At 54.2% G+C, this 22,729-nt stretch carries 23 protein-coding genes and 1 pseudogene; 16 read left to right on the forward strand and 8 right to left on the reverse strand.

Features of this window, described 5'->3' with window-relative positions; genetic code table 11:
- The first annotated feature begins 185 nt into the window (after positions 1–185).
- Together ABC395_RS08225 and ABC395_RS08230 are read left to right on the forward strand one after the other, a co-directional pair.
- On the forward strand, positions 186–641 hold the full coding sequence (locus ABC395_RS08225) for a Dps family protein (RefSeq protein WP_413002175.1): 456 nt from the start codon (positions 186–188) through the stop codon (positions 639–641).
- Positions 642–802: 161 nt separating this feature from the next.
- Entirely contained in the window at positions 803–2,488 is a 1,686-nt protein-coding gene (locus ABC395_RS08230; protein WP_413002176.1) for an alpha/beta hydrolase family protein, read from the forward strand.
- Between the two features lie 203 nt (positions 2,489–2,691).
- Here ABC395_RS08230 and ABC395_RS08235 read toward each other — a convergent pair whose 3' ends face one another.
- Entirely contained in the window at positions 2,692–3,798 is a 1,107-nt protein-coding gene (locus ABC395_RS08235; RefSeq protein WP_413002178.1) for an NAD(P)H-dependent flavin oxidoreductase, read from the reverse strand.
- Between the two features lie 291 nt (positions 3,799–4,089).
- Between ABC395_RS08235 and ABC395_RS08240 the strand changes: the two genes are divergently transcribed.
- A complete protein-coding gene (locus ABC395_RS08240) occupies positions 4,090–5,091 on the forward strand; it encodes an NAD(P)H-quinone oxidoreductase (protein ID WP_413002180.1) in 1,002 nt (333 codons plus the stop codon).
- A 436-nt stretch (positions 5,092–5,527) separates the two neighbouring features.
- Here the strand turns inward: ABC395_RS08240 and ABC395_RS08245 are convergent, their stop codons facing one another.
- Together ABC395_RS08245 and ABC395_RS08250 are read right to left on the reverse strand one after the other, a co-directional pair.
- Positions 5,528–6,004 carry a divergent polysaccharide deacetylase family protein gene (locus tag ABC395_RS08245; protein WP_413002182.1) on the reverse strand — a complete coding sequence of 159 codons (477 nt, stop codon included), beginning with the start codon at positions 6,002–6,004 and terminating at the stop codon, positions 5,528–5,530.
- Complete coding sequence (locus ABC395_RS08250) at positions 5,958–6,347, reverse strand: divergent polysaccharide deacetylase family protein (protein ID WP_413002183.1); 390 nt, start codon at positions 6,345–6,347, stop codon at positions 5,958–5,960. The genes ABC395_RS08245 and ABC395_RS08250 overlap by 47 nt, the downstream gene beginning before the upstream one ends.
- Positions 6,348–6,722: 375 nt before the next feature.
- Between ABC395_RS08250 and ABC395_RS08255 the strand changes: the two genes are divergently transcribed.
- Entirely contained in the window at positions 6,723–8,036 is a 1,314-nt protein-coding gene (locus ABC395_RS08255) for a hemolysin family protein (RefSeq protein ID WP_413002185.1), read from the forward strand.
- Positions 8,037–8,120: 84 nt separating this feature from the next.
- Here ABC395_RS08255 and ABC395_RS08260 read toward each other — a convergent pair whose 3' ends face one another.
- The gene (locus ABC395_RS08260; protein ID WP_219819049.1) at positions 8,121–8,225 is read right to left on the reverse strand and encodes a sporulation protein YjcZ; all 105 of its coding nucleotides are present in this window, start codon (positions 8,223–8,225) and stop codon (positions 8,121–8,123) included.
- Between the two features lie 216 nt (positions 8,226–8,441).
- Positions 8,442–9,077, reverse strand: coding sequence for a DsbA family oxidoreductase (locus tag ABC395_RS08265; RefSeq protein ID WP_413002187.1), 636 nt, complete (start codon positions 9,075–9,077; stop codon positions 8,442–8,444).
- Positions 9,078–9,270: 193 nt separating this feature from the next.
- On the opposite strand from ABC395_RS08265, the gene ABC395_RS08270 reads away from it, so the two are divergent.
- The 8 genes from ABC395_RS08270 to ABC395_RS08305 all read left to right on the forward strand — a co-directional run bounded on the left by ABC395_RS08270 (position 9,271) and on the right by ABC395_RS08305 (position 17,201).
- On the forward strand, positions 9,271–10,167 hold the full coding sequence (locus ABC395_RS08270; protein ID WP_413002189.1) for an MBL fold metallo-hydrolase: 897 nt from the start codon (positions 9,271–9,273) through the stop codon (positions 10,165–10,167).
- Positions 10,168–10,448: 281 nt separating this feature from the next.
- Complete coding sequence (locus ABC395_RS08275; RefSeq protein WP_103995248.1) at positions 10,449–10,862, forward strand: Fur family transcriptional regulator; 414 nt, start codon at positions 10,449–10,451, stop codon at positions 10,860–10,862.
- Positions 10,859–11,098 (forward strand): membrane protein insertion efficiency factor YidD, encoded by a 240-nt coding sequence (gene yidD, locus ABC395_RS08280; RefSeq protein WP_413006707.1) that lies wholly within the window; start codon positions 10,859–10,861, stop codon positions 11,096–11,098. Before ABC395_RS08275 ends, yidD begins: the two co-directional genes overlap by 4 nt.
- Before the next feature lie 455 nt (positions 11,099–11,553).
- Complete coding sequence (gene metG / locus ABC395_RS08285) at positions 11,554–13,572, forward strand: methionine--tRNA ligase (protein WP_413002190.1); 2,019 nt, start codon at positions 11,554–11,556, stop codon at positions 13,570–13,572.
- A 212-nt stretch (positions 13,573–13,784) separates the two neighbouring features.
- Positions 13,785–14,741: a metal ABC transporter substrate-binding protein gene (locus ABC395_RS08290; protein ID WP_413002192.1), complete on the forward strand. Its 957-nt coding sequence runs from the start codon at positions 13,785–13,787 to the stop codon at positions 14,739–14,741.
- Between the two features lie 70 nt (positions 14,742–14,811).
- Positions 14,812–15,585 carry a metal ABC transporter ATP-binding protein gene (locus tag ABC395_RS08295; protein WP_413002194.1) on the forward strand — a complete coding sequence of 258 codons (774 nt, stop codon included), beginning with the start codon at positions 14,812–14,814 and terminating at the stop codon, positions 15,583–15,585.
- Positions 15,586–15,650: 65 nt separating this feature from the next.
- On the forward strand, positions 15,651–16,454 hold the full coding sequence (locus ABC395_RS08300) for a metal ABC transporter permease (RefSeq protein ID WP_413002196.1): 804 nt from the start codon (positions 15,651–15,653) through the stop codon (positions 16,452–16,454).
- Between the two features lie 33 nt (positions 16,455–16,487).
- The gene (locus ABC395_RS08305) at positions 16,488–17,201 is read left to right on the forward strand and encodes a cytochrome c biogenesis CcdA family protein (RefSeq protein ID WP_413002198.1); all 714 of its coding nucleotides are present in this window, start codon (positions 16,488–16,490) and stop codon (positions 17,199–17,201) included.
- 32 nt (positions 17,202–17,233) lie between these two features.
- On the opposite strand, the gene splB is transcribed toward ABC395_RS08305, so the two are convergent.
- A complete protein-coding gene (gene splB, locus ABC395_RS08310) occupies positions 17,234–18,292 on the reverse strand; it encodes a spore photoproduct lyase (protein WP_413002199.1) in 1,059 nt (352 codons plus the stop codon).
- Between the two features lie 206 nt (positions 18,293–18,498).
- On the opposite strand from splB, the gene mntR reads away from it, so the two are divergent.
- Both mntR and ABC395_RS08320 read left to right on the forward strand, forming a co-directional pair.
- A complete protein-coding gene (gene mntR, locus ABC395_RS08315) occupies positions 18,499–18,933 on the forward strand; it encodes a transcriptional regulator MntR (protein WP_413002200.1) in 435 nt (144 codons plus the stop codon).
- A gap of 119 nt (positions 18,934–19,052) precedes the next feature.
- Positions 19,053–20,018, forward strand: coding sequence for a patatin-like phospholipase family protein (locus ABC395_RS08320; RefSeq protein WP_413002201.1), 966 nt, complete (start codon positions 19,053–19,055; stop codon positions 20,016–20,018).
- 215 nt (positions 20,019–20,233) lie between these two features.
- Here ABC395_RS08320 and ABC395_RS08325 read toward each other — a convergent pair whose 3' ends face one another.
- Both ABC395_RS08325 and ABC395_RS08330 read right to left on the reverse strand, forming a co-directional pair.
- Positions 20,234–20,521 carry a hypothetical protein gene (locus ABC395_RS08325; RefSeq protein WP_413002202.1) on the reverse strand — a complete coding sequence of 96 codons (288 nt, stop codon included), beginning with the start codon at positions 20,519–20,521 and terminating at the stop codon, positions 20,234–20,236.
- Positions 20,518–21,468, reverse strand: a complete 951-nt coding sequence (locus ABC395_RS08330) for a DUF1385 domain-containing protein (RefSeq protein WP_413002204.1) — start codon at positions 21,466–21,468, stop codon at positions 20,518–20,520. Before ABC395_RS08330 ends, ABC395_RS08325 begins: the two co-directional genes overlap by 4 nt.
- 160 nt (positions 21,469–21,628) lie before the next feature.
- On the opposite strand from ABC395_RS08330, the gene ABC395_RS08335 reads away from it, so the two are divergent.
- Together ABC395_RS08335 and aroQ are read left to right on the forward strand one after the other, a co-directional pair.
- Positions 21,629–22,186 (forward strand): YqhR family membrane protein, encoded by a 558-nt coding sequence (locus ABC395_RS08335; RefSeq protein ID WP_413002205.1) that lies wholly within the window; start codon positions 21,629–21,631, stop codon positions 22,184–22,186.
- A gap of 94 nt (positions 22,187–22,280) precedes the next feature.
- A pseudogene (aroQ, locus tag ABC395_RS08340) lies at positions 22,281–22,725 on the forward strand (type II 3-dehydroquinate dehydratase).
- Positions 22,726–22,729: the final 4 nt, after the last annotated feature.

Genomic DNA, 22,729 nt, shown 5'->3' on the forward strand with positions numbered 1-22,729 from the left:
GGTCGAGTCACACAGGGTGTCGGCCAAAGGGCGGGAGTGAACTCCTGCCCTTTTTCACAACGCCTTATTTAGAATTATTATAATTAAGTATTGATTTTAAATAAGGGCGGTGGTAAACTATATTTACGGCAACAAAACAAGAATAAATGAACCCTAGCGATTATCATCCAAGGAGGAAACTAACCATGAAAACTGTGACCCAAGCGAAAACTACGACCCAATTAAATCAACTGGCCGCCGACTGGACGGTCCTTTCCATGAAACTGCGCAATTTCCACTGGTATGTCAGCGGTCCTCATTTCTTTACGCTTCACGAGAAATTCGAGGAGTTTTATAACGAAGCGGCTCAGTATATCGATGAGATCGCCGAGCGGGTGCTTGCGCTTAGAGGCAAACCGGTTGCGACGCTGGCCGAGGTTTTGAAACTGGCCCGTCTCCAAGAAGCCGGGGGCTCGGAAACCGCTGAGCAGATGGCGGAAGCCGTGCGCGCCGACTTCCAGCAGCTGATCGGTTTCCTGCAGGAAGGAATCGCCGCCGCCGAAGAAGAAAGCGACGAGCCGACGGCCGATATGCTGACGGAACTTCAGGCAACGCTGCAGAAGCACGTTTGGATGCTGGGCGCCTTCCTGGGCCGCGTATAAATGACTCTTAATCAAGGCAGGTTCCCGCGGAACCTGTCTTTTTGGCGTACTTCCTACTTAAGTCCCGTCGACCGTCTGGAAGATTGTGCTATACTGATAGATGGCGGCTGCTAGAAAGAGGCTGCTAGTTTCTCCAACTATTTCTATATTGAGGTGACCCCATGAAAAAACGTCTGCCTGTCTGGCAATCCGCCGTGATTGCTTCCATGCTTCTTGCCGGTGCCCTGCCTGCGGGAGCCGCTTCCGCGGATACACCGGCAGCCGGATCCGTTCCCGCTGCCGATTTGAAACAGGGGGCAGTTGTTCTTGCCCCGCTGCGTCTCGTAAGCGAAACGGCCGGTGCAAAGGTAGCCTGGAACAATGAAGAGCGGAGCGTAACCTTGTCGCTTGGAAGCGATACGATCACGCTCACGATCGGAAAATCTACGGCCCGGATCAACGATAAAGAAGTGGATTTAGGGACTGCGGTCCAAATCAAGGACGATAAAACGCTCGTTCCTCTGAAGTTCTTGACGGAGGCTTTGCACACGGCTGTCTCCTGGGATCCGCAATCCGGCAAGCTCATCATCCCGAAAGGGGATTTGAAGGCCGCCGCAAGCGCCTTCGCGAGCCACTGGCTGCAGGGGGAAAGTGAGAGCGCGGTTTCGTATTTTAACGAGGATCTCAAGAAATCCCTCAATGCCAATCAGCTGTACTACATATCGCAGTACTACACGAACATGTACGGAACGATCAACGGACAGCTTGAAGCCGGAACGACAAGCAATTCCGTTCATGAGAATGTGTATCTGACTTACGAAACGCAGAGCACCCTGCCGTTCCAGATGACGGTCCGGTTCGACAAGCAGGAACGTATCGACGATTTATACATACCGCCCTACTATTCTCCGGATACTTACCGGAAGCCGTCTTACGACGATTCCAGCGCTTATGTTGAAAAAGAAGTGAAGCTCGGCGAAGGCAGGCTCGCACTTCCGGGAACTCTTACGCTGCCCGCTAAACCGGGCCCGCATCCGGTCGTCGTCCTCGTTCACGGCTCGGGCGCCAACGATCGCAACGAGTCGATCGGCGGCTCCAAGCTGTTCCGGGATTTGGCGGTCGGTCTGGCGGCCGAAGGAATCGCCACTCTCCGTTACGAGAAAGTGACGCGCGAGCATCCTTTCAAATCGGCGACGCCGACCTTTACCGTACAAGACGAGACTGTAGCGGATGCCGTATACGCGGTGAATCAACTGGCGAAGACGGCGGATATCGATCCCCAGCGCATTTTCGTAGCGGGTCACAGCCAGGGAGGAATGGTCGTTCCGCGCATTATCGACGGAGTTAAGGACGTGAAACTGGCCGGTGCCGTCGTAATGGCCGGACCGACGAATTCCATCGAGGACGTCGTGCTGGAGCAGTCCAAGTACCAGCTGGAAGTAAGCCGGGAACGCGGTCTTGATACGAGCATGCTGGAGCAGCAGATCGCTTTCTGGGAGCAGCAGATTAAACTGATCAAAGACCCGCAGTATTCCGTAACTAATCTGCCGAAGGATCTGGCGCTGAGCAACGCTTACTGGTGGATGGATTTCCGCAATTATTCCGCTTCCGAAATCGCCAAAAAACAGGACAAGCCGATGCTTATCCTCCAGGGAGATAACGATGCCCAGGTGCTTTCTTATCATCTCGACAAATGGAAAGAAGCCCTCAAAGACCGTTCGAACGTGGAATACAAGCTGTATCCGAAACTGAACCACGTATTTGCCGAGGTAGAAGAGAAATCGACCGGTTCGGAATATAACGAACCGGCGAACACACCGGCTTCCGTCGTTAAAGATATCGCCGATTGGGTGAAGAAAACGAAGTAAGCCATTAAAATGAAAAAAACCTGCACGGAAGGGAGATTTCCTTTCCGTGCAGGCTTTTTTGCGTGAATAGACGGTTTGGCGACTAGGCGGGGGGCCGATTTCAGCGGGTTGCAAGGTTTTACGGATTGCTGGTTTGAACGTCCCGATCCTCTATCCTTGCACCATGCGGCAGGCCGGTAGGCCGTCGCAAAGCGCAATCACGATCAAAGCTTCCGTCCGCCCATCTTGTTCAGCCTCTCGTTGGTTTCACGGACGAGTTCTTCGATAAGCCGGGCGGCTCCTGCGCGTCTAGCGAGAGAGGCGGCTTGGCCGGCCCACATGGCCATATAAGCCGGATTGCCCGCTTTGGCGGCATTCCGTCTAATGCCTTGGGTGAGAGCATTCTGGGCAGGGTAGGAAGGAAGCCGGCTGTCCAAAGGGCGCAGCTCATCCAGCAGGGGCGTCCGGATGCCGCGGGCATGCTTGCCGGACACCGCACGCGTCAGCACGGTGGACTCGTCGCTTGCGGCGAGCACGGATTCCTTGTGGGCGGCGTGAGCGCCGCTCTCCGCGCAAGCGAGGAAAGCCGTGCCAAGCTGCACGGCTTCCGCCCCGAGAGCCAGCGCGGCCGCTATGCCGCGACCGTCCATGATCCCGCCGGCGGCGATGACCGGCACACGGACGCGGTCCGCGATCTGTGGCACGAGGGCCATCGTGCCGACGAGCGGCGGCTCGCCGTCGTTCTCGCCGGGAAACGTGCCGCGGTGGCCGCCGGCTTCGCTGCCCTGGGCGACGATCGCGTCGACCCCGGCTTCTTCCAGCGCGGCGGCTTCCCGCACGGTGGTCGCCGTGCCGACGGTCCGGATGCCCAGACGCGCGCATTCCGCGAGAGTTGCCGCATCCGGCACATCGAATGTGGAGCTAAATACCGGAACCCGCTCCTCCAGGAGGACGGCGAGCTGTTCCCGGTACGATTCGCTCCACACGGCGGGCGGCCGTTCCTCGCGGGTGCCGGTTTTCTCCCGCAGGGGAGCCAGCAGCCGCCACGCTTCCCCGGCTTTTTGCCGCTGTTCCTGTTCATGAGGACCTTGCCCGGGCTCGGGCAGGATGAACAGGTTTACGGCAAAAGGGCGGCTCGTCCGGCTGCGGATTTCGCGGACGGCGGCGGAAATCTGCTCCGGCGTCATATAGCCGGCGCCGAGCGTTCCGAGGCCGCCGGCTTCGGATACGGCGGCTACGAGCGCCGGCGTCGTGCTTCCGCCGGCCATTCCGGCCTGGATAAGGGGGTAGCGGATTTGGAAAAGGTCGCAAATGCGGTTGGAATGATCCATGCTTGGAGTCCTCGCTTTCTGATCTGTTTTTGAGGGCCGGCTGACTGTTTGACTGCTGGAAGTTGAGGGCTGATAGCTGATAGCTGATAGCCGATTGGCTGCAAGGGCTCTTTTTAAAAAAAATACGGTTGTAGGATTAATCCGTGCCCATTGTCCGATATTTATGCGGATAGCTTAAGTATACCTTGGTTGAAACAACTTTGCCTGCACGGGGGGCGGATGAGCAAATACCAGGAGCGCGTGGTATACTAGTCCTATTGCAGATGTTTATCAACCAGAGGAGTGATCCCGATGAAGGCGGTACAGATCAAACAATATGGCGGACCGGAAGAGCTGTATATCGGGGAAAGGCCTGATCCCGTTGCGGGCGAAGGCGAACTGCTTATTCAAGTGAAGGCGGCGGGTCTCAACCGTGCGGATCTGATGCAGCGTGAAGGCAAATACCCGGCGGTTCCCGGGGAATCGGACATACTCGGCCTGGAAATGGCAGGCGTTGTTATAGGTGTAGGAAGCGGCGTTACCGGCTGGAGAGAAGGGGAGCGCGTCTGCGCGCTTCTGCCCGGAGGCGGCTATGCGGAGAGGGTAGCCGTTCCCGCAGGTATGGCGATGCGGTTGCCGGCTAATCTCAGCTATGCGGAAGGAGCCGCTATTCCGGAGGCATTCCTTACGGCTTATCTGAATCTCGTTAAACTGGGAGGAATGACGGAAGGAGACTATGTGCTCATTCATGCCGGCGCGAGCGGCGTCGGTTCGGCGGCGATCCAGCTTGCCCGGGAATTCGGAGCCCATACCCTGGTGACAGCAGGCTCGGGCGAGAAGCTTGAGTTTTGCCGGGAACTCGGCGCGGAATACGGCTGGAACTACCGCGAAGGCTCCTTCCTCCCTTGGCTTAGAGAGGCAACAGGCGGACACGGGAGCGATATTGTGCTCGACCTTGTAGGCGCCCCGTATTTTACGGACCATCTTGCGGGTGCGGCCATAGGAGGACGTATCGTCCTGGTGGGCATGACGGGCGGTTCCGAAGTTCCGATGGAGAGCTTTGATCTCAATCCTCTGCTGATGAAACGGATTTCCATCATCGGGTCAACCCTGCGCAGCCGCAGCCGCGGGGACAAAATCCGGCTGACCCAGCAGTTTTGGCAGCAGGCAGGTCACGGCTTCGCGGACGGTGCCCTCCAGCCGGTCGTAGACCGGATTTTCCCGTGGAGCCGTGTGCGTGAAGCTCACCAGTGGATGGAAGCGAACCGGAACAAGGGGAAAGTGATTCTGGATATTACCGCGGATGCGGAATAAACCGCATATCGAATAAAAAAGAGCTGAATATTCAGCTCTTTTTTGATCCGATTCGATAGTATTTTTAAAAGTTTTCCTATAAAACGCTTCCGACGTATTGATTTGTATTCTCGTCATCACACATAACAACGGCATCGAGAACGAATGGGACCTTTTCATGAGCGAGGTTAACGATTCTTATTGCAAGTCATGAAGGCCGCTCGGCGGCAAATGCCCGGTTATATTCGTGGTTAACCCGGAAGACCCCGGTAACTTATAAATCGGAACTTCAGCGGAAAAAGATAAGCTTTCACGGCAAAAGGCCCTTGATCAGGTTAAACCGATCAAGGGCTTCTTGTTTACATTCGTCCGTTGTTCATTGGACGCGTCACAGCGTCTCGTAACGGTCACCGGCCCCGCCCCGTACCGGAAATAAAGCCGGAGACAATCCGCTTGTTTACGGAGCCGTCTCAGGAGCGGGAGGCTTATATAACTCGCTGAGCTTGACGAAGGACAGTGTATCCTTCAGTCCCGGCACTGTATCCCGCAAGGCGGAGGCCGTTATTTCGCCCTTGGCTCCGACATGGCCGATGGCGATGCAGGGCTGGTGCGCTTTGGAGTGGGCGCCGATCAGTTGAATCTGCTGGGTTACTTTGCTTTTCGTATGGATATCATCCAGAAAAAGATGGTTTTCCAGACATGGCACCCCGGCTTTTTTGGCCTCCCGGCAGGCAATGCTCCGGTAATTCGTATGGCTGTCCAGAAAGAAGAGTCCTCTTTCGCGCAGCACTTCCATCACAAGCCGCATCACGCGCTCATCGGCCGTCGCCTTGGAGCCCATATGGTTGTTCACTCCGATTGCGTGCGGGATGTCGTCAATGGCGGCGTTAACCCGTTTGCGTATCTCGCCGTCGCTGAGGTCGGTGGTTATCACACCGGGCCCGAGCCAGCTTCTTGCGGCCGCTGCGCGGCTCCATCGGAAGATGGACGATCACGTCGTGGCCTTTGCCGAACGCCTTCTCCGCATCGCTGTGAGAGGAGGGAAGAAACGGCATTACGGCAGCCGTAATCGGAAAAGGCAAATCCAGAATCGCATCGGTGCCTTTCATGTTGTTGCCGAGGTCGTCGATGATAATGGCTGCCTTTCGGACAGTGGCGGCCGGAGGCTCGTCATGGCGGGCCGCCGCTAGTCCTCCGGGTCCCGCAAACAGGGACGCACCTGCCACCAGAACGGCCGCGGCGAGCAGCCTGCAGGACCGGTAACGGATACCAGGCATAATCGCATTCCTCCCGGCGGTAGTTTTTTAATGAAGTTCTATTTTTAATATGGGAATGCCTGACGAAAGTTATGCGGGAAGCCCAAAAAGAAGGCCGTGACGGCACGGAAAATGGCATAAATTCCAAGCTGCGGCGAATAGCATGGAGTAAATCCTCAAAAAGTGCGAAAGGGGTGTCACAATCCGGAAGATGCTCCGGTTCGCGCCTTCATGCTGGCTATCCCTGGCTTTGACTTCAAAAACCGCGAGACGCTATACTGTAAAGTAGGAAAGACTCAAACCTTTTTTGATCTTTCATTTTTCAACTTAAAAGGAGGTGTACCTGTCTGCTTCCAAGAGGCGGATAGGGATTAATTGGATAGTGACCCTTTACCAGTGTTATTGAATTTTGTACTGATTGTGGTTCTTGTTCTACTGAACGGATTTTTTGTGGCGGCGGAATTTGCGATGGTGAAAGTGCGCGCAAGCCGTATTGATGCGCTCGCCCTGGAAGGGAACGTGAAAGCGCGCTTCGCCGGCAAAATCGTTCAGAATATGAATGCGTATTTGTCCGCCTGCCAGCTCGGAATTACACTGACGTCTTTGGCGCTCGGTTGGATCGGAGAGCCTACGGTGGCGTATGTACTCGAACCGCTATTGGTCAACATTGGTGTACCACCTGTTATTATTCACACCATTTCTTTTATCGTCGCATTCTCGGTTATTACGGCGTTTCACATTATTATCGGGGAGCAGTTTCCCAAAACGTATGCGATCCGCAAATCGGAAGAAGTGACTCTTTGGGTTGCCGGACCTGTGCTGATTTTCTACAAAATCATGTATCCTTTCATCTGGATGCTGAACGGAACATCCAACTGGCTGCTCCGCAAATCCGGTATTGAACCCGAGGGCGACCACGACACGGTTCATACGGAGGACGAAATCCGCCTGCTGATGAAAGAAAGCCACAGGAACGGGCTGATCGACAATACGGAACTTACCCTGGTGGATAATATTTTTGAGTTCACGGAAACGAACGCACGCGAAATTATGATTCCGCGTACGGAAATGGTGTGCCTGCATGCCGCCCATTCTTTCGAGGAAAACAAGGAAATGGCCATCCAGGAGCTTTACACGCGTTATCCGGTTTGCGACCCGGACAAGGACAACATTATCGGATTTGTCCATATCAAGGATTTACTAAAAGCAAGCGACCAGCTTGACGATATACGCAAGATTATACGACCTCTCATGACGGTGCCGGAATCGATGCCGATCAGCACGCTGCTGAAGCTGATGCAGAAACGCAAAACGGAAGTGGCGCTGCTGATCGATGAATACGGCGGCACGTCGGGACTTGTAACGGTTGAAGACATTCTGGAAGAAATCGTCGGCGAGCTTCAGGACGAATTCGACCATGAACGTCCCGTTATGGAGAAGAAAGACGAATTTACGTACTCGATCGACGGCATGATGCTTATCGAAGAAGTGAACAATCACTTCGGTACGGAAATCGAAACGGAGCATTACGATACGATCGGCGGCTGGATTTATTCCCAGGTGGAGATTCCGCCTATGAAAAACCAGCGCATCCATCTCGGCCCGCTTCAGTTTATTATCGACGAGGTGGAGCATATGCGGATCGTTCGGCTCATCGTACGCAAAGAACGTCCGGAGGAAGAAGTGCTGCTTCACCAGGTCGTCTCTTGATAAAACACAAGAAACGCCGCGTATCCGCGGCGTTTCTTGTGTTTTTTTTCGATTGTGAAGACGGTAAAACCCTGGTTAACCTGCTTAGAATGTAGCGAGAATGATAACCAGCAGGATGTAAAGAACCAGAATCACCGCTGTGCTCGTGTACCAACCGCCACCGATACCGCCTGTTCCGTAACCTGACATATAAACGCCTCCCCGAGTGTGTTAGTTTGCTTTGGTTTACAAGATATTCTATGAAGGGCGGGGGCGGTTGTCATGGACGTATGCCCGGATTGCGCAAAATTTAAAGGAAATCCGTTTTCCTATTGCGAGCGCAGTTGAAACAGAGTGCAGGCGGCAGGAGGGCCGGTACGGGGCCAAGACGTTATCGCCATTCTGGCCGTGGCTTCCCCATACCGGCTAATTCCGGTCCTCGCTTACGCGCTTCATTAAGTCCAGCAGAGCTTCGGGAGGTCTTGCTCCGGAGAAGCCCGCTTTTTTATTGAGGATGAAAAAGGGTACGCCGTTTATGTTCAGCCGTTTAGCGAGTGCGTAATCGGACCGTACGCTGTTTTCGACGTCTTCGTGATAAAGGCGTTTGGAGATTTCGGCGGGAGTTAACCCGCATTCTCCGGCAATCCGCAGCAGTACGGACTCCTTGCCGATATCGAGCCCCTCTTCGAAATAAGCCCGGTATATACGGTCGAGAACGAGCGATTTAGAAGTCTCCGGTACGGCGGCGATCAGACGGTGAGAAAGCCGGGTATCGGGCATCGTCGTAATTCGGTCGAAGCGGAAGGGGACGCCTGCCTGCCGGCCGGCACGGGTTACCCCGTCCAGTAAAGCCTGCAGCTTTTCACCGCCGGAGTCCTGCAGTTTCCGGTTCATCGCTTCCGCAAAAGGAACGCCCTGAGGCGGGATAGACGGGTCGAGGCGGAAGGCCCGGAAGCGGACAGTGACATGTTCGCCTTTCCATAAACCGAGGGCTTCCGCCAGATAGGACTTGCCGATCCGGCACCAGGGACAGACGGTATCTTGAAAAATATCGATAATCAATAGAGTCAGCTCCTTCCGTCCTGGGATTTTACCATGCGCTTAGCGGAATAATGCCATACTCATTATAGTATACTTCCTGCGGGAAACCGAAACGCCCCGCTCTGCCAAAAACCGGAATACTGTTTGAGACAGGGAAAAAACGGCTAAAAAACCTGATGGAGTTTTCAATCCAGCGAAAAGGAGCGATCTTAAGGTGGCAGATAAAAAAGACAAAGACAAAACCAAGCGGGGCGAACCGATCATCGGACAAATCGACCGTACGCTCGTTCCGGATAAAGCTGTTGCGCTATGGCATTTGGGTCAGGAGGGAATGGCTTTCAAAGCGGCGGGAATCATCGGATATGTGGATCCTTATTTAAGCAATTACATAGATGAAGAATTCGGCAATTCGCCGCGCAAATTCGAAACGCCTCTTTCCCCGGAGCTTATCGGGCATGCGGATCTCGTCCTGATCACACACGATCACCCCGATCATCTGGATCCGGTCACCGTACGCGCGATAGCTATCGCATCCCCGCAAGCGTCGTGGATTTGCCCAGCCCCGGTAGTGCCGCAGCTGACTGAACTCGGCATTGCTCCGGATGCGGTTATCGGGGCCCGGGCGGGGCAAATGATCGATTTCCGGGATATGCGGATTACACCCGTGGCCGGTAAGCATGAAGACTTCGAAACGGACGAGAACGGGGACCACAAGTATCTCGGTTATGTTTTGGAGCTGAACGGGGTCACGCTGTACCATGCCGGAGATACGGTCGGGTACGCGGGCCTGCTGGAGACGCTGCGGCCGCACCGGATCGATATCGCCTGCCTGCCTATTAACGGCCGGGATATCAAGAGATACGAAGCGAATCTCATGGGCAATATGAACTTCCGGGAAGCGGCGGATCTGGGAGTCGGAATCGGAGCGGACTTGATTGTTCCCATGCACTACGACCTTTTCGCTTTCAATACGGAAAATCCGGCCTATTTTGTCGACTACGTTCATCACACCTATCCGCATCAAAAGTTCAAGCTGTTCGCTCCGGGAGAGCGGCTCATTTATTACGCGGACGATGAGATGAAAGGGAGCGGCGGGGGAAGCGAGGGTTAAAATTCCCTCTAGGGCTGCCCGGTCCGTTGGGTACCAGCATCCGGTTCGTCCATCCGTCGTTCAGCGCCCGCTTAACGGTTAACTAAGCCTCCTATATGCGGCCAAAAGCATTTTAAACCGAAGTGCACCTGCGAGCGCAGGCAGCAAAGCCGGTTAAGTGAACGGAACGGACGTATCCGTATCGGCGGCCTGCAAGCGGGACCTTCGGCCTGCTCTCTTATTGACGCTGCTGTTCTTATAAGGCATTATTAAGAGATATGATGCAGCTTGGAGGGACCGCAGTGAAAGCCGAAGAAATTATACAGGCCATGTCCGAACAAGGGATGCGGATAACCGATCAAAGACGCACGCTGGCGGAATTGTTCGCCAAGTCCGAAGGGTATGTGACACCGAAAGCCGTGTATGAAAGCATGGGAAAAACATACGGCGGCCTCAGTTTTGATACGGTATACCGCAATTTGAGAATCATGCATGACATGGGCGTCCTGGAACAGTTTGTTTTTGAAGACGGGATCAAATTCCGTGCACGCTGTTCGGAAATGGACCATCATCATCATCTGATCTGCCTGCAGTGCGAGAAAACGATCCCGTTCGTCTTCTGTCCCATGGACGAGGTGAAAGGATTGCCGGAAGACTTCAAGGCGGTCAAACATAAATTCGAAATTTACGGATACTGCAAAGAATGCCAGAAATGAAAAAGGTGCTCCAGGCACCCATTCATGCCTACCGTAAATATTTGTCCCCGCTCAAACCGCCCACCTGCCGTTTCTATCCGACCTGTTCCCAGTATGCGCTGGAGGCGATAGAGCGGCACGGGCCGTTATACGGTTCGTGGCTGGCGGCCAAGCGGATCTGCCGTTGCCACCCTTTTCACCCCGGGGGGGTGGATCCGGTTCCGCCGCCGCGGAATGAGGGGCGAAATACCGGTTGACACAATTTGCGGGATTCGCTATATTGTTGGTTAAACCTGCCTTTTCGCGGGAACAATGGAATCAAAGCGATCATTTTATGAATAAAACGTGTTCGATGAACGGATGAGTACGGGAGGAAGCTGCTGCAGAGAGCCGGGTCAGGTGAAAGCCGGTGCAGACGGAACCCCGGAGTATGGTCCCGGAGAACATGCCTTCGAGCGGCCCCGATGAGGAAGGAAGGTACTTCCGCGGTCAGGGCGTAAGGGGGCATCGCTTGTCCGGCGTTAACGGACAGAGCCGCCGGGCAGCCGGCGGCTGCCGAGCTTCGCCCTCGCAAGAGGCGGAGGAATCTGGGTGGTACCGCGTGAGCACAGCTCTCGTCCCTTTGTTGGACGGGGGCTTTTTGTGATTTTCCGCTTCCGTCTCTTGTTTCATAGACCAATCAGAACATTAACGAAGAAAGAGGATGGGTAACATGGACAATAACCGTAAAACCTTTTATTTGACGACACCGATTTATTACCCCAGCGACAAGCTTCATATCGGGCATGCCTACACGACGGTGGCGGGAGACGCCATGGCGCGCTACAAGCGGCTCCGTGGTTACGATGTCATGTATTTGACGGGTACGGACGAGCACGGCCAGAAAATCGAGCGCAAAGCGAAGGAAAAAGGGCTGACTCCTCAGGCATTCGTGGATGAAATCGTCGACGGCATCAAGTCTTTGTGGAGCCGGCTCGATATTTCCTACGACGATTTTATCCGTACGACGGACCAGCGTCACAAAGATACCGTCCAGAAAATTTTCGACCGTTTGACTCAGCAGGGGGATATTTACCTGGATACGTATGAAGGCTGGTACTGTACGCCGTGCGAATCCTTTTTCCTGGAAAATAAGCTGGTTGACGGCAAATGCCCGGACTGCGGCCGCCCCGTCGAATGGGTGAAGGAAGAAAGCTATTTCTTCCGGATGAGCAAATATGCCGACAGACTGCTTCAATATTACGAGGAAAATCCGGAGTTCATCCAGCCGGAATCCCGTAAGAACGAAATGATCAACAACTTCATTAAACCGGGCCTGGAGGATCTAGCCGTTTCGCGGACGACGTTCGACTGGGGCATTAAAGTGCCCGGCAATTCCAAGCATGTCATCTACGTCTGGATCGACGCGCTGACCAATTATATTACGGCTCTCGGCTACGGCAGCGAGGATCCGTCCAAGTATGAGCGCTACTGGCCGGCTGACGTCCATCTGGTGGGCAAGGAGATTGTCCGCTTCCACACGATCTACTGGCCGATCATGCTGATGGCGCTGGATCTGCCTCTGCCGAAAAAAGTGTTCGCGCACGGCTGGCTTCTCATGAAGGACGGCAAAATGTCGAAATCCAAAGGCAACGTCGTAGATCCGGTTACGCTCATCGACCATTTCGGCCTCGATGCGCTGCGTTACTACCTGCTTCGCGAAGTTCCTTTCGGTTCCGACGGTACTTTCACGCCCGAGGCGTTTGTCGAGCGGATCAATTACGATCTCGCCAACGACCTGGGCAATCTGCTCAACCGGACTCTGGCGATGCTGGGCAAATATTTCGACGGCGTCGTTCCGGACTTCCAGCCGGGAGCAACGGCTTTTGACAAGGAACTGATCGCGACGGCGAAGGAAACGGTCGAGACCGTGGAAGCGCAGATGGAGAAGATGGAATTCTCTACCGCATTGTCGGCCATCTGGGCGCTTGTCAGACGCGCGAACAAATACATTGACGAAACGCAGCCGTGGGCTCTGGCCAAAGACGACGTGAACCACGGCACGCTCGGTTCCGTCATGTACGCCCTGTTCGAGGCGCAGCGCATCGTGAGCGTGCTTCTGCAGCCGTTCCTGACCCGCACGCCGGCGAAAATCTGGGAGCAGCTCGGCATCCAGGCCGGAACTCTTACCGCATGGGAGAGCGCCCACACGTTCGGTCTGCTGCCGCCCGGCACGAAAACGGCCAAAGGCGATCCGCTCTTCCCGCGCCTGGATATGGCGGAAGAGGTCGCCTTTATCGCGGCCGCAATGAAAGGCGGCCAGGCGCCGGCCGGGGAAGACACAGCCGAGCCTGCGTCCGCGGCAGCCGCGTCCGCTCCGGCGGAAGATACGCCGGCGGCTGAGGGCAAACCCGCGCCGGAAGCGAAGCCCGAAATCGGCATCGACGATTTCGCGAAGGTGGAGCTGCGCGTGGCGCAGGTCACGGCGGCGGAACCCGTCAAGGGCGCCGACAAGCTGCTGCAGCTCCAGCTGGACCTCGGCTACGAGCAGCGGCAGGTCGTTTCCGGCATTGCCAAGTATTACAAGCCGGAAGAGCTCGTCGGACGCAAGGTCATCTGCGTGACGAACCTGAAGCCGGTGAAGCTTCGCGGCGTGCAGTCGCAGGGGATGATCCTGGCGGCTTCCGAAGGCGACGGATTGACGCTGGCGACCGTGCCGGATTCGATGCCGAACGGCGCAATCGTGAAATAAACACCCTAACCGACCCGGAAAAGCGCGGACAACTTTCGCGTTTTTCCGGGTTTTGACATGGGCGGGAGCAAATTTTTGTCTTTTAATCGTAATCTTTATGATTAGTATTGACAGGCGGCGGGTTGTCTCCGTATAATCAGCAAGTAAATAAAAATAATTACGATTTACACAGCATGATTATAATGGCGAGCTGCCGGGAGGAGTTATTTTCTATGAAAAGAGGGCGTATACTTACAGGGTTGACACTGGCTATATCTCTGCTGCTGGCGGGCTGCGGAGGCGGCCAAAAGTCGGCGGTCGTGGAAGATAAAATCAACATCACGACGAGCTTTTACCCGCTTTACGATTTTGCGGTCAAGGTCGGGGGCGCCCATGTGAATGTTATCAATCTGGTACCCGCGGGCGTGGAACCTCATGACTGGACACCGAAAGGCCGGGACATCAAAAATATCGGGGATTCCCAGTTGTTCCTTTATCAAGGTGCGGGTTTTGAAGGCTGGGTGGACGATTTCCTCAAAAGCTTGAAGGACAGCAAAGTAAAACCCGTCGTGGCGAGCACGGGAGTCGAACTCCTTAAAGCCGGAGAAGAAGCCGACGGGCACGATCACGGCAAGGACGAGCATAATCACTCGGAAGAAGCGGGAAAAGATACGGACCCTCACGCTTGGCTGAGTCCCAAAAACGCCAAAAAAATGTCCGAGAACATCAAAAACGCTCTCGTAGAGGCCGATCCGGCTCACAAAAGCGACTATGAAGCAAACTATTCCGCATATGCGGCGAAACTGGATGCATTGGATAAGCAGTACAAGGACAGCCTTACCGGACTGCCGAAAAAAGAAATCGCCGTCTCCCATCAAGCTTTCGCTTATTTGTGCCATGACTACGGGCTGACCCAGATGGCCATCATGGGACTTTCCCCGGATGCCGAGCCGACTGCTCAAGATATGAAGAAAATGAGAGAGTACATCGCGGAGCACGGGATCAGATACATCTTCTTCGAAGAACTGGTTTCGGACAAACTGGCGAAAACGCTGGCCAAGGATGCGAACGTCGAAACGCTTGTATTGAACCCGCTGGAAGGATTGACCGAAGAGCAGGTTAAGCAGGGCAAAGATTATATTTCCGTCATGGAAGAAAATTTGAAAAATTTGACGAAAGCTTTACAATAGAAGGGACTCAACATCGAAGTGAGTGACAGAAGCGAAAGCCGCCTGGCGGCGAAGGGAGCAGAAGAACGGAATGGAAACGTGGAAACCGGACGGCTGCCATAACAAAATCGTGGAATTCAGCGGCATCTCCTTCTCCTACGGAAGCAAGCCGGTGATAACGGATTTAAATTTTGACGTGCTTGAAAGAGATTTCGTAGGTCTAATCGGTTCCAACGGAGCGGGTAAAACGACGCTTCTGCGGATGCTGGTCGGCCTGCATAAGCCTACGCAAGGCGATATCCGCTTGTTCGGACAGCCGATCCGGCAGTTCCGGGACTGGGAGCGTATCGGGTATGTACCGCAGAAGAATTCGCTGAATCCGCTTTTCCCGGCAACGGTCCGGGAGGTGGTCATGTCCGGGCTGTATACGAAAAAGAAACTGTACAAGCGCCTGACCAAAGAAGATATGCGCCGGTGTGACGATGCGATGGAAGCGATGCGCATCGAGGACTTGGCGAAACGCAGAATCGGGGAACTGTCGGGCGGACAGCAGCAGAGGGTGTTCCTTGCGCGCGCGATCGCCAACAACCCCGAGCTGCTCATTCTGGATGAGCCGACGGTAGGGATTGATGCGGAAAGCCAGGCGGTATTCTTTAACATGATCCGCCATATGCACCAGCATCATCACATGACCTTTATCATGGTGTCTCATGACCGGGAAATGATGAGGTCGTATCTCGGTTCGGAGCCGCAGACGCAGAGCGGCGGACTGAAGTTTTTCGTGAAGCACACGCATGAACCCGAGAATTGCGCAGAGACCGATCTGACGCATTCTACGGTGAAAGAGCTTCAAACAAGTCAATGAAGGCAAGAGGCTGGCAGGGCTTGTTGATAGTTGGATTAAGAGGAAGTAAGTAAGGGGCGAGCAGCTTGGACATTTTTACGGAACCGTTTTTTGTAAGAGCACTTATCGGTGGCATCCTCATCGGGCTGACCGCCCCGTTGATGGGTGTTTTTCTGGTGCTGCGGAGACTTTCGATGATCGGCGATACTCTTGCGCATGTATCCATCGCGGGTGTGGCGCTCGGATTTCTTCTCGGCGTATATCCGATCGGCATGGGGCTGCTTTTTGCGCTTCTGGCATCGTTTGCGATCGAGAAACTCCGCAAGGCGTACAAAACGTACGCGGAGCTGTCCATCGCCATCATCATGTCCGGCGGGGTGGCTCTGGCAACGCTGTTGTTTACGCTGGGCAAAGGATATAATATTAATGTGATGAGCTATTTCTTCGGCAGTATCTACACACTCGATTCCAGCGACCTGTGGGTCGTTTTCGGCGTGTGTATTCTTGTGCTCGCCGTCGTTGCTCTCCATTTCAAAGAATTGTTCCTCATGTTCTTCGATGAGGAAGCGGCGGGAGTAAGCGGACTGCCGCTGAAAGTGTACAACATCATGATCACGATGCTGACGGCGCTGGTTATCTCCGTATCGATCAAGATCGTGGGAGCGCTTCTCGTATCCGCTCTGCTTACGATCCCGGTCGCCTGCAGCCTTCTTGCGGCGAAGAGCTTCCGGCATTCGGTCGTACTGTCGGTCCTCATCTCGGAGATCGGTGTCGTTGCGGGACTGGCCTTGGCGGCGTGGTACGATTTTGCGCCCGGAGCGACCATCGTTCTTTCCCTGATCGTCGTCCTCATCGTTCAGCTGGTTTGGAAAACGGTCCGCCGCGCTTAAACCGGCGGGCGGAAGCAGGAGGAATGCTTACACATGCAGCATGTTAATGTTTGGCTCGCATTCTGGGCCGGGTTCGCTTCGTTTATTTCGCCGTGCTGCCTGCCGCTCTATCCTTCTTATTTGTCTTACATCACCGGAATTTCGGTCAGTGAGCTTAAGTCGGGGCAGACGAAAGGCGCGGCAAGATTTCAGACGATGGCTCATACGCTTGCATTCATTCTCGGATTTTCAATCATTTTTTACAGTCTGGGTCTCGCGGCCAGCTCCGTTTCGGAGTTTTTTGTAACGAACCGCGATCTTCTCAGGCAAATTGCGGCTCTGCTCATCCTGGTGATGGGGTTGTTCCTTCTCGGCATTTTCCAGCCTAAATGGATGATGAGAGAGCGCAAGCTCCAGCTAAAATGGAAACCTGCGGGCTACCTCGGTTCGGTCCTGATCGGAATCGGTTTCGCCGCCGGCTGGTCGCCGTGCATCGGTCCGATATTGTCATCCATGCTCGTCATGGCTGCCGCAGAGCCGGATTCGTGGCTGCCGCTGATCAGCGCTTATTCGCTCGGATTCGCGATTCCGTTTTTCGTTTTATCCTTTTTTATCGGGTCCACCAAATGGATTTTGCGCTACTCCGCCACTATTATGAAAATAGGGGGAGGCGTCATGATTGTTTTCGCCATTTTACTGTACACCAATCAGATGTACAAAATTACAATCTGGCTGAACAACATAACGCCCCAATGGCTGCAATTTTGACCCTCTGACGGAAAAGCGGAAGATCGGGAGGATCAGGTGAAATATTCGATTTTGGCGTTCGGGAATTTCTCGAAAATCCGCTCCGTTATAAACTCGCGCAGAGCGGTCGCCTGCTCGTCGGGATATACATACTTGCCGCGGCCGTAGCGGCCCCATTTATACTTGCGTTTGGCCTCGTCCATTTCCAGCTTGGACTTGGGATATCGGCGTTCGATCACATTTTTTGCCGTCTTCGTGAAACGGTGCTGGATAAGCTCGAACGTCAAGTCGTCGAGCGCCTCGGGCGGCAGGGCATTATGGAGCTTGACGATCAGCTCCTCGTAGCCTTTTTCCCAGCCGTCGTGCCAAATAATCGGGGCAATGATAAAACCGAGCGGGTACCCCGCGCGGGCCACCTTGCCAGCCGCTTCGATGCGTTCATGAAACGCCGAGGTGGCCGGCTCGAAGTTTTTAATGACATAGTCGGCGTTTACACTGAACCGGAACCGGGTATGCTTGTTATGCTTCGCATCGAGCAGAGGCTCGACATGGTGGTACTTCGTAACGAACCGAAGCCGGCCGAGCGGTTCGTTCGCCATGAATTCGATATACTCTTTCAGCGAGCCGGTTATATGCTCAAGGCCGACGGGATCGGAGGTACAGGCCGCTTCGAACCGCGTAATTTCGGGGGCTCTTTCTTCGATATACTGTTTGGCGGCTTTAAGTATGTCGTCGGTATTGACGTATACCCGTACATAAGGTTTATTGCCGAGGGTCGTTTGCAGATAGCAGTAGTGACAGTGTCCCATACAGCCTGTTGCAATCGGGATGGCATATTCGGCCGACGGTTTGGACGTATCGAACTTCAGCGTTTTCCGGATTCCCACCACAAGCGTACGCTTCGAGATCCGGTACTTTTCCAGCTCGGTTTCTCCGGGCAGATTTGTAATCCGGTTGTGGGAAGTCGTCATGTGGATGGGCAGCCCTATGCTTTGGGCCCACTCCAGGATGCGTTTGCCCTTGGGATACAGCAGGGCATCCGGTTCGAAATAGACGAGCTCGGGCACGAACAACGCGGTGCTTCGGGTGCGGGTCATCTGCTCAGTAGCCATGGCGTGCTCCTTTAAGACGGGAAGTAACGGAACAGTCCTTCCGTTCGGCTATAGTCTGCTCCTGACAAAGGGCCTGTAACCGTGGGAAAAGTTCGCGGAAATGGCGGAGGCCCCTTCCGTTAACTTGCTTTATTAGTTAATAAACGGTATTATACTAAAGCAAATAAGGTAGCAACTAATTTTAGCAAAAGCAGGGGGAACTCGGGATGGCGACGCCCAGTATGGAAGATTATTTGGAACGGATCTACAAACTGATCGACGAGAAAGGCTACGCCCGTGTGTCCGACATTGCCGAAGGCCTTGAAGTGCATCCTTCTTCCGTGACGAAAATGATCCAGAAACTGGATAAAGATAAATATCTCGTATATGAGAAATACCGCGGACTCGTTCTGACTTCAAAAGGCAAAAAAATGGGCAAGCGGCTGGTGGACAGACATGCCTTGCTGGAACAATTTTTAACCGTTATCGGTGTCCAGGAAGAGAATATTTACCGCGATGTGGAAGGAATCGAGCATCATCTGAGCTGGGATTCCATTACCTGCATTGAAACACTGATTGAATATTTGAACCGGGATCCGGCCAGATTGGAAGATCTCCGCAGCATAAGGACAGAGCTGGACAACGGCTCGGACTCCGAATAAGACCTGAACGTTTGCCTAACTATGACGGCGGACGTTTTTTTGTTTTATGATACAAAATTCGCGTCTAGGAACGTCCGCTGCCGCATACATACCTAGGGAAGGTGTGCGGAGGTGGCGGAATGAAAATAAACGCGGTATTCGAAGGCGGCGGAGTCAAAGGAATCGCTCTGGCAGGGGCTGTCAGCTCCGCGATGGATAACGGATTCGAGTTTCACGACGTAGCGGGAACCTCGTCCGGTTCCATTGTGGCGGCTTTTCTCGCGGCGGGGTACACGGGGGAAGAAATCAAGCGGCTCATTATTGAAACACCGTTTCACAAATTTTTAAAGCGCTCTCCCATATTCGATACGGGAATTGTAGGTTCGGCCGCCAGGCTGATTTGGAAAAAAGGGCTCTATTCCGGTGACGCCCTGGAAGATTGGGTCAGCCATAAGCTGGAGGTCAAAGGGATCCGGAAATTCGGCGACCTGCGCAAAAACCAGCTGCGGATCGTGGCTTCGGATATTTCACAGGGCAAGCTGCTCGTTTTTCCCGATGACGTCGCCCAGTACGGGATCGATCCCGGCCGATTTTCCATTGCCCGCGCCGTCCGGATGAGTTCTTCGATTCCGTATTTTTTCGACCCCGTGAAAATCCGGAAACCCGCGCGGCAGACCCGGCACGACGAGCCGTTCCGCAACCAGTTTGTATACATTGTGGACGGAGCCATTCTAAGCAACTTCCCCCTGTGGCTTTTCGACGAGCCGGAACAGCAGCCGAGCCGCATACCGACTCTCGGTTTTTCCCTGGTCGGCAAGATTCCGAAGCATATTCATAAAATCAACGGGATTATTTCCATGTTCCAGGCGTTGTTTACGACGATGATGGACGCCCACGATACCCGGTATATCGAAGAAAATAATTATTTTCGGACGATCAAAATACCCGCGCTTAACGTGAATTCGACCCAGTTCAATCTGACCCTGGAAGACAGCGAAAACCTGTATGAAGCGGGATACCGGGCTTCCGACGACTATTTCCGCAAGTGGTCCATGCATCTGTATGAGTCCGCTTATGAAAAATATGTTCTCCGCAAGCCGGTATGAGGAGAGGGATAAGGGCAGCGGCGCAGCTATATGCTCGGCCTCCCTGTACCGCTGCTTGTACGCTTGCTTGTACGGCTGCCTGTGCGGAGCACGACGAATGAGCCTGTAACCGGCGCCGGCATAGTCTGCCAACAGTAAATCCGCCGGGAACGGCAGCCTATCCGGCCAACAACAAAAAGCGGACCTGAAAAGGTCCGCTTTTTGTTTCCATTTTCTCAGTGGTATCTCGGCGGGTCCTCGGGAGGGTCGGAAGGCTTGCTGCCTTCAATGACCCGGAACTTGGCTTTCCGCCTCCGCTCCGATGCCGAGAGCCGGTCCGGCTTACGGTTTGCGGAGCGGGTTTTGTAAGAGGTGCCCTGCCCCTTCCGTGGAGCCATCTTGTACAGGACGAAAATCAGGCCGAGTACGAGGATGGGAATGAGAAACTGGTTTAAGCTGTAGGCGAGTCCGATCAGAGCGAGCGCCGCGATGACGACGGTAGCGGCCGACCAGCGGCGGTTCATGCGCTTGCCTTGGACTGGGTGAGCCGGCTTTCGGCTTCACGCATCCGGTTGAATGAGGCGATCGACACTTCCACCTGATCGTCCGTAGGCTCTTTGGTCGTCAGCTTTTGCAGCCAGAGCCCCGGATAACCGAGGAAACGGAGAACCGGCACTTCACGAAGCGAGTTCGTAAAACGGAGCACTTCGTAAGAGACGCCGATAATGACCGGCAGAAGAACCAGGCGCTGAATGATGCGGTCGATCATATTGTCGTAAGAGAAGAACGAATAAATGATGACTCCGATGATGACGGTAAAGACGATAAAGCTGCTGCCGCAGCGGTAATGAAGCGTGCTGAACTGCTGGACGTTGCGGACATTGAGCTCGACGCCGGCTTCATAGGCGGAAATGACTTTGTGCTCGGCACCGTGGTACTGGAACAGCCGTTTAATGACCGGCGTAAGCGAAATGATGTAAATATAGGACACGAGCAAAATGATCTTGATCAGTCCTTCGATGATGTTATGCCAGATCTGATGCTGTTCGAAGAACCTGCCGAACATGACATCCTCCAGAATAGCCGGAACGAGCGTGAAGATCACTTTCCCCATCAGGAAGGACAGGACGCCGACTACGGCTACCCCGAGAATCATCGACAAGCTGAAGCCCGGTTTCTCTTCCTTGGCCGGAGCCTTGCCTTCGCCTTCTTCTTCCTCCGCGAAGCTTTCGGCCGAGAAGTTAAGGTGCTGCGCGCCCTTGGCACTGGATTCGATAATTCCGACGATGCCGCGGAGCAGCGGGATTTTCTTCAGTTTGTTGACCCAGCCGATTTCGGTCTTGGGAACTTCAAGAAAATCGATGGTGCGGTCTTTCTTGCGGACCGCGGTAACATGAACATTCCGGCCGGCAAACATGACGCCTTCAATAACGGCTTGTCCGCCGTAAATGCTGGTATTGGATTGGGACACGTTCTATCCACCTTCTCTAAATAGCTGGTTTCTTCTCTATTTTAGCGAATTTTCCAGCAGAATGCCACCGCTTTCTGTTCGGGTTAAGAAGCGGGAATTGGTACATACTAGGCGGGACGTAAATTTACGGATACTGGAACAGCCGGGAGGAAAAAGGAAGATGGTTAACCACACGCAGGCGACAGCCGCGGCAGGACACGGAAAAGCGGCCGGCGGTCAAAGAAAGTCGTTTTCGCAAAACGGAGGAGCGGCCGGAAACGAGAAAAAAACGAACCGGGCTTTTTTCGCCCTGTATCTTGGTTTTTTTGCGGGAGTAATCTGGGGGGCTGTCAAAATTATCGAATATATCTTCAAGTTTACCAGAATTATTCCCGCTTTTCTGGCTGAACCGTTCTACAGGCACGACTTTTTGATTACGTGGCGGGGCACGCTGGTAGGCTGGGTGTTTTTTATCGTGTTTTCGATTCTCGCGTCTTTCATCTATATGTTTCTGTTAGGAAAAGTAAGAGGGCCGTGGATGGGGGTCGGGTACGGAATCGCCTGGTGGTGCCTGCTCTACCTGGCGATCGGCCCCTGGACGGGCATGATGGGCTGGCTGTATTACAGCGACTGGAACACGATCCTGACGGATTTTTGCCTGTTCTTGCTCTGGGGGATGTTTATCGGCTATTCGACCGCCTTCGAATTCACGGAGGAGCACAGCCGCAAGCCCGCCTAGCCAGCTACCTTTTCCAAGCAACTTATGGTAAAATGGCTACGGTAAAGCGAGAAGCCGGAGCACGTTCGGCCGGCTATGAAGGAGGCGCCTCAGCGTGAATAAAGTGCTGGTCCTTAACGGGCCGAACTTGAATATGCTCGGTATACGGGAGCCGGCCGTTTACGGAAAGACGTCGCTCAAGGACATTGAAGCGGCGATGACGGAAATAGCGGGAACGCTGGATCTCCAGTCTGACCTTCCACCAGTCCAATCACGAGGGCCGGCTGATCGACTGGATTCACGAAGCCCACGGGTCGATGGACGGGATCCTGATCAATCCCGGGGCTTTCACCCATTACAGCTACGCCATTCGCGACGCGATCTCATCGGTTGGACTGCCTGCCGTAGAGGTGCATCTGTCGAACATTCACAAGCGTGAGGAGTTCCGGCACCATTCCGTTCTGGCCGCCGTAATGGTGGGACAGATTGCGGGCTTCGGGGCTTTCGGCTATGAACTCGGATTAAGAGCGCTTCATCAACACTTTTTGGAAGCTAGGTGATATT

Origin of the sequence: Paenibacillus canaveralius (genome assembly GCF_047238265.1) — a bacterium.
Classification (GTDB): domain Bacteria; phylum Bacillota; class Bacilli; order Paenibacillales; family NBRC-103111; genus Paenibacillus_F.

What these genes read in the sequence shown, in the direction of transcription:
- ABC395_RS08290 (WP_413002192.1), top strand. Translation starts at nt 13,785, where the DNA reads ATGAAAAGAGGGCGTATACTTACAGGGTTGACACTGGCTATATCTCTG.
- ABC395_RS08305 (WP_413002198.1), top strand. Translation starts at nt 16,488, where the DNA reads ATGCAGCATGTTAATGTTTGGCTCGCATTCTGGGCCGGGTTCGCTTCG.
- ABC395_RS08225 (WP_413002175.1), top strand. Translation starts at nt 186, where the DNA reads ATGAAAACTGTGACCCAAGCGAAAACTACGACCCAATTAAATCAACTG.
- ABC395_RS08235 (WP_413002178.1), bottom strand. Translation starts at nt 3,798, where the DNA reads ATGGATCATTCCAACCGCATTTGCGACCTTTTCCAAATCCGCTACCCC.
- yidD (WP_413006707.1), top strand. Translation starts at nt 10,859, where the DNA reads ATGAAAAAGGTGCTCCAGGCACCCATTCATGCCTACCGTAAATATTTG.
- mntR (WP_413002200.1), top strand. Translation starts at nt 18,499, where the DNA reads ATGGCGACGCCCAGTATGGAAGATTATTTGGAACGGATCTACAAACTG.
- ABC395_RS08295 (WP_413002194.1), top strand. Translation starts at nt 14,812, where the DNA reads ATGGAAACGTGGAAACCGGACGGCTGCCATAACAAAATCGTGGAATTC.
- ABC395_RS08250 (WP_413002183.1), bottom strand. Translation starts at nt 6,347, where the DNA reads ATGCCTGGTATCCGTTACCGGTCCTGCAGGCTGCTCGCCGCGGCCGTT.
- ABC395_RS08230 (WP_413002176.1), top strand. Translation starts at nt 803, where the DNA reads ATGAAAAAACGTCTGCCTGTCTGGCAATCCGCCGTGATTGCTTCCATG.
- ABC395_RS08260 (WP_219819049.1), bottom strand. Translation starts at nt 8,225, where the DNA reads ATGTCAGGTTACGGAACAGGCGGTATCGGTGGCGGTTGGTACACGAGC.
- splB (WP_413002199.1), bottom strand. Translation starts at nt 18,292, where the DNA reads ATGGCTACTGAGCAGATGACCCGCACCCGAAGCACCGCGTTGTTCGTG.
- ABC395_RS08335 (WP_413002205.1), top strand. Translation starts at nt 21,629, where the DNA reads ATGGTTAACCACACGCAGGCGACAGCCGCGGCAGGACACGGAAAAGCG.
- ABC395_RS08320 (WP_413002201.1), top strand. Translation starts at nt 19,053, where the DNA reads ATGAAAATAAACGCGGTATTCGAAGGCGGCGGAGTCAAAGGAATCGCT.
- ABC395_RS08325 (WP_413002202.1), bottom strand. Translation starts at nt 20,521, where the DNA reads ATGAACCGCCGCTGGTCGGCCGCTACCGTCGTCATCGCGGCGCTCGCT.
- ABC395_RS08240 (WP_413002180.1), top strand. Translation starts at nt 4,090, where the DNA reads ATGAAGGCGGTACAGATCAAACAATATGGCGGACCGGAAGAGCTGTAT.
- metG (WP_413002190.1), top strand. Translation starts at nt 11,554, where the DNA reads ATGGACAATAACCGTAAAACCTTTTATTTGACGACACCGATTTATTAC.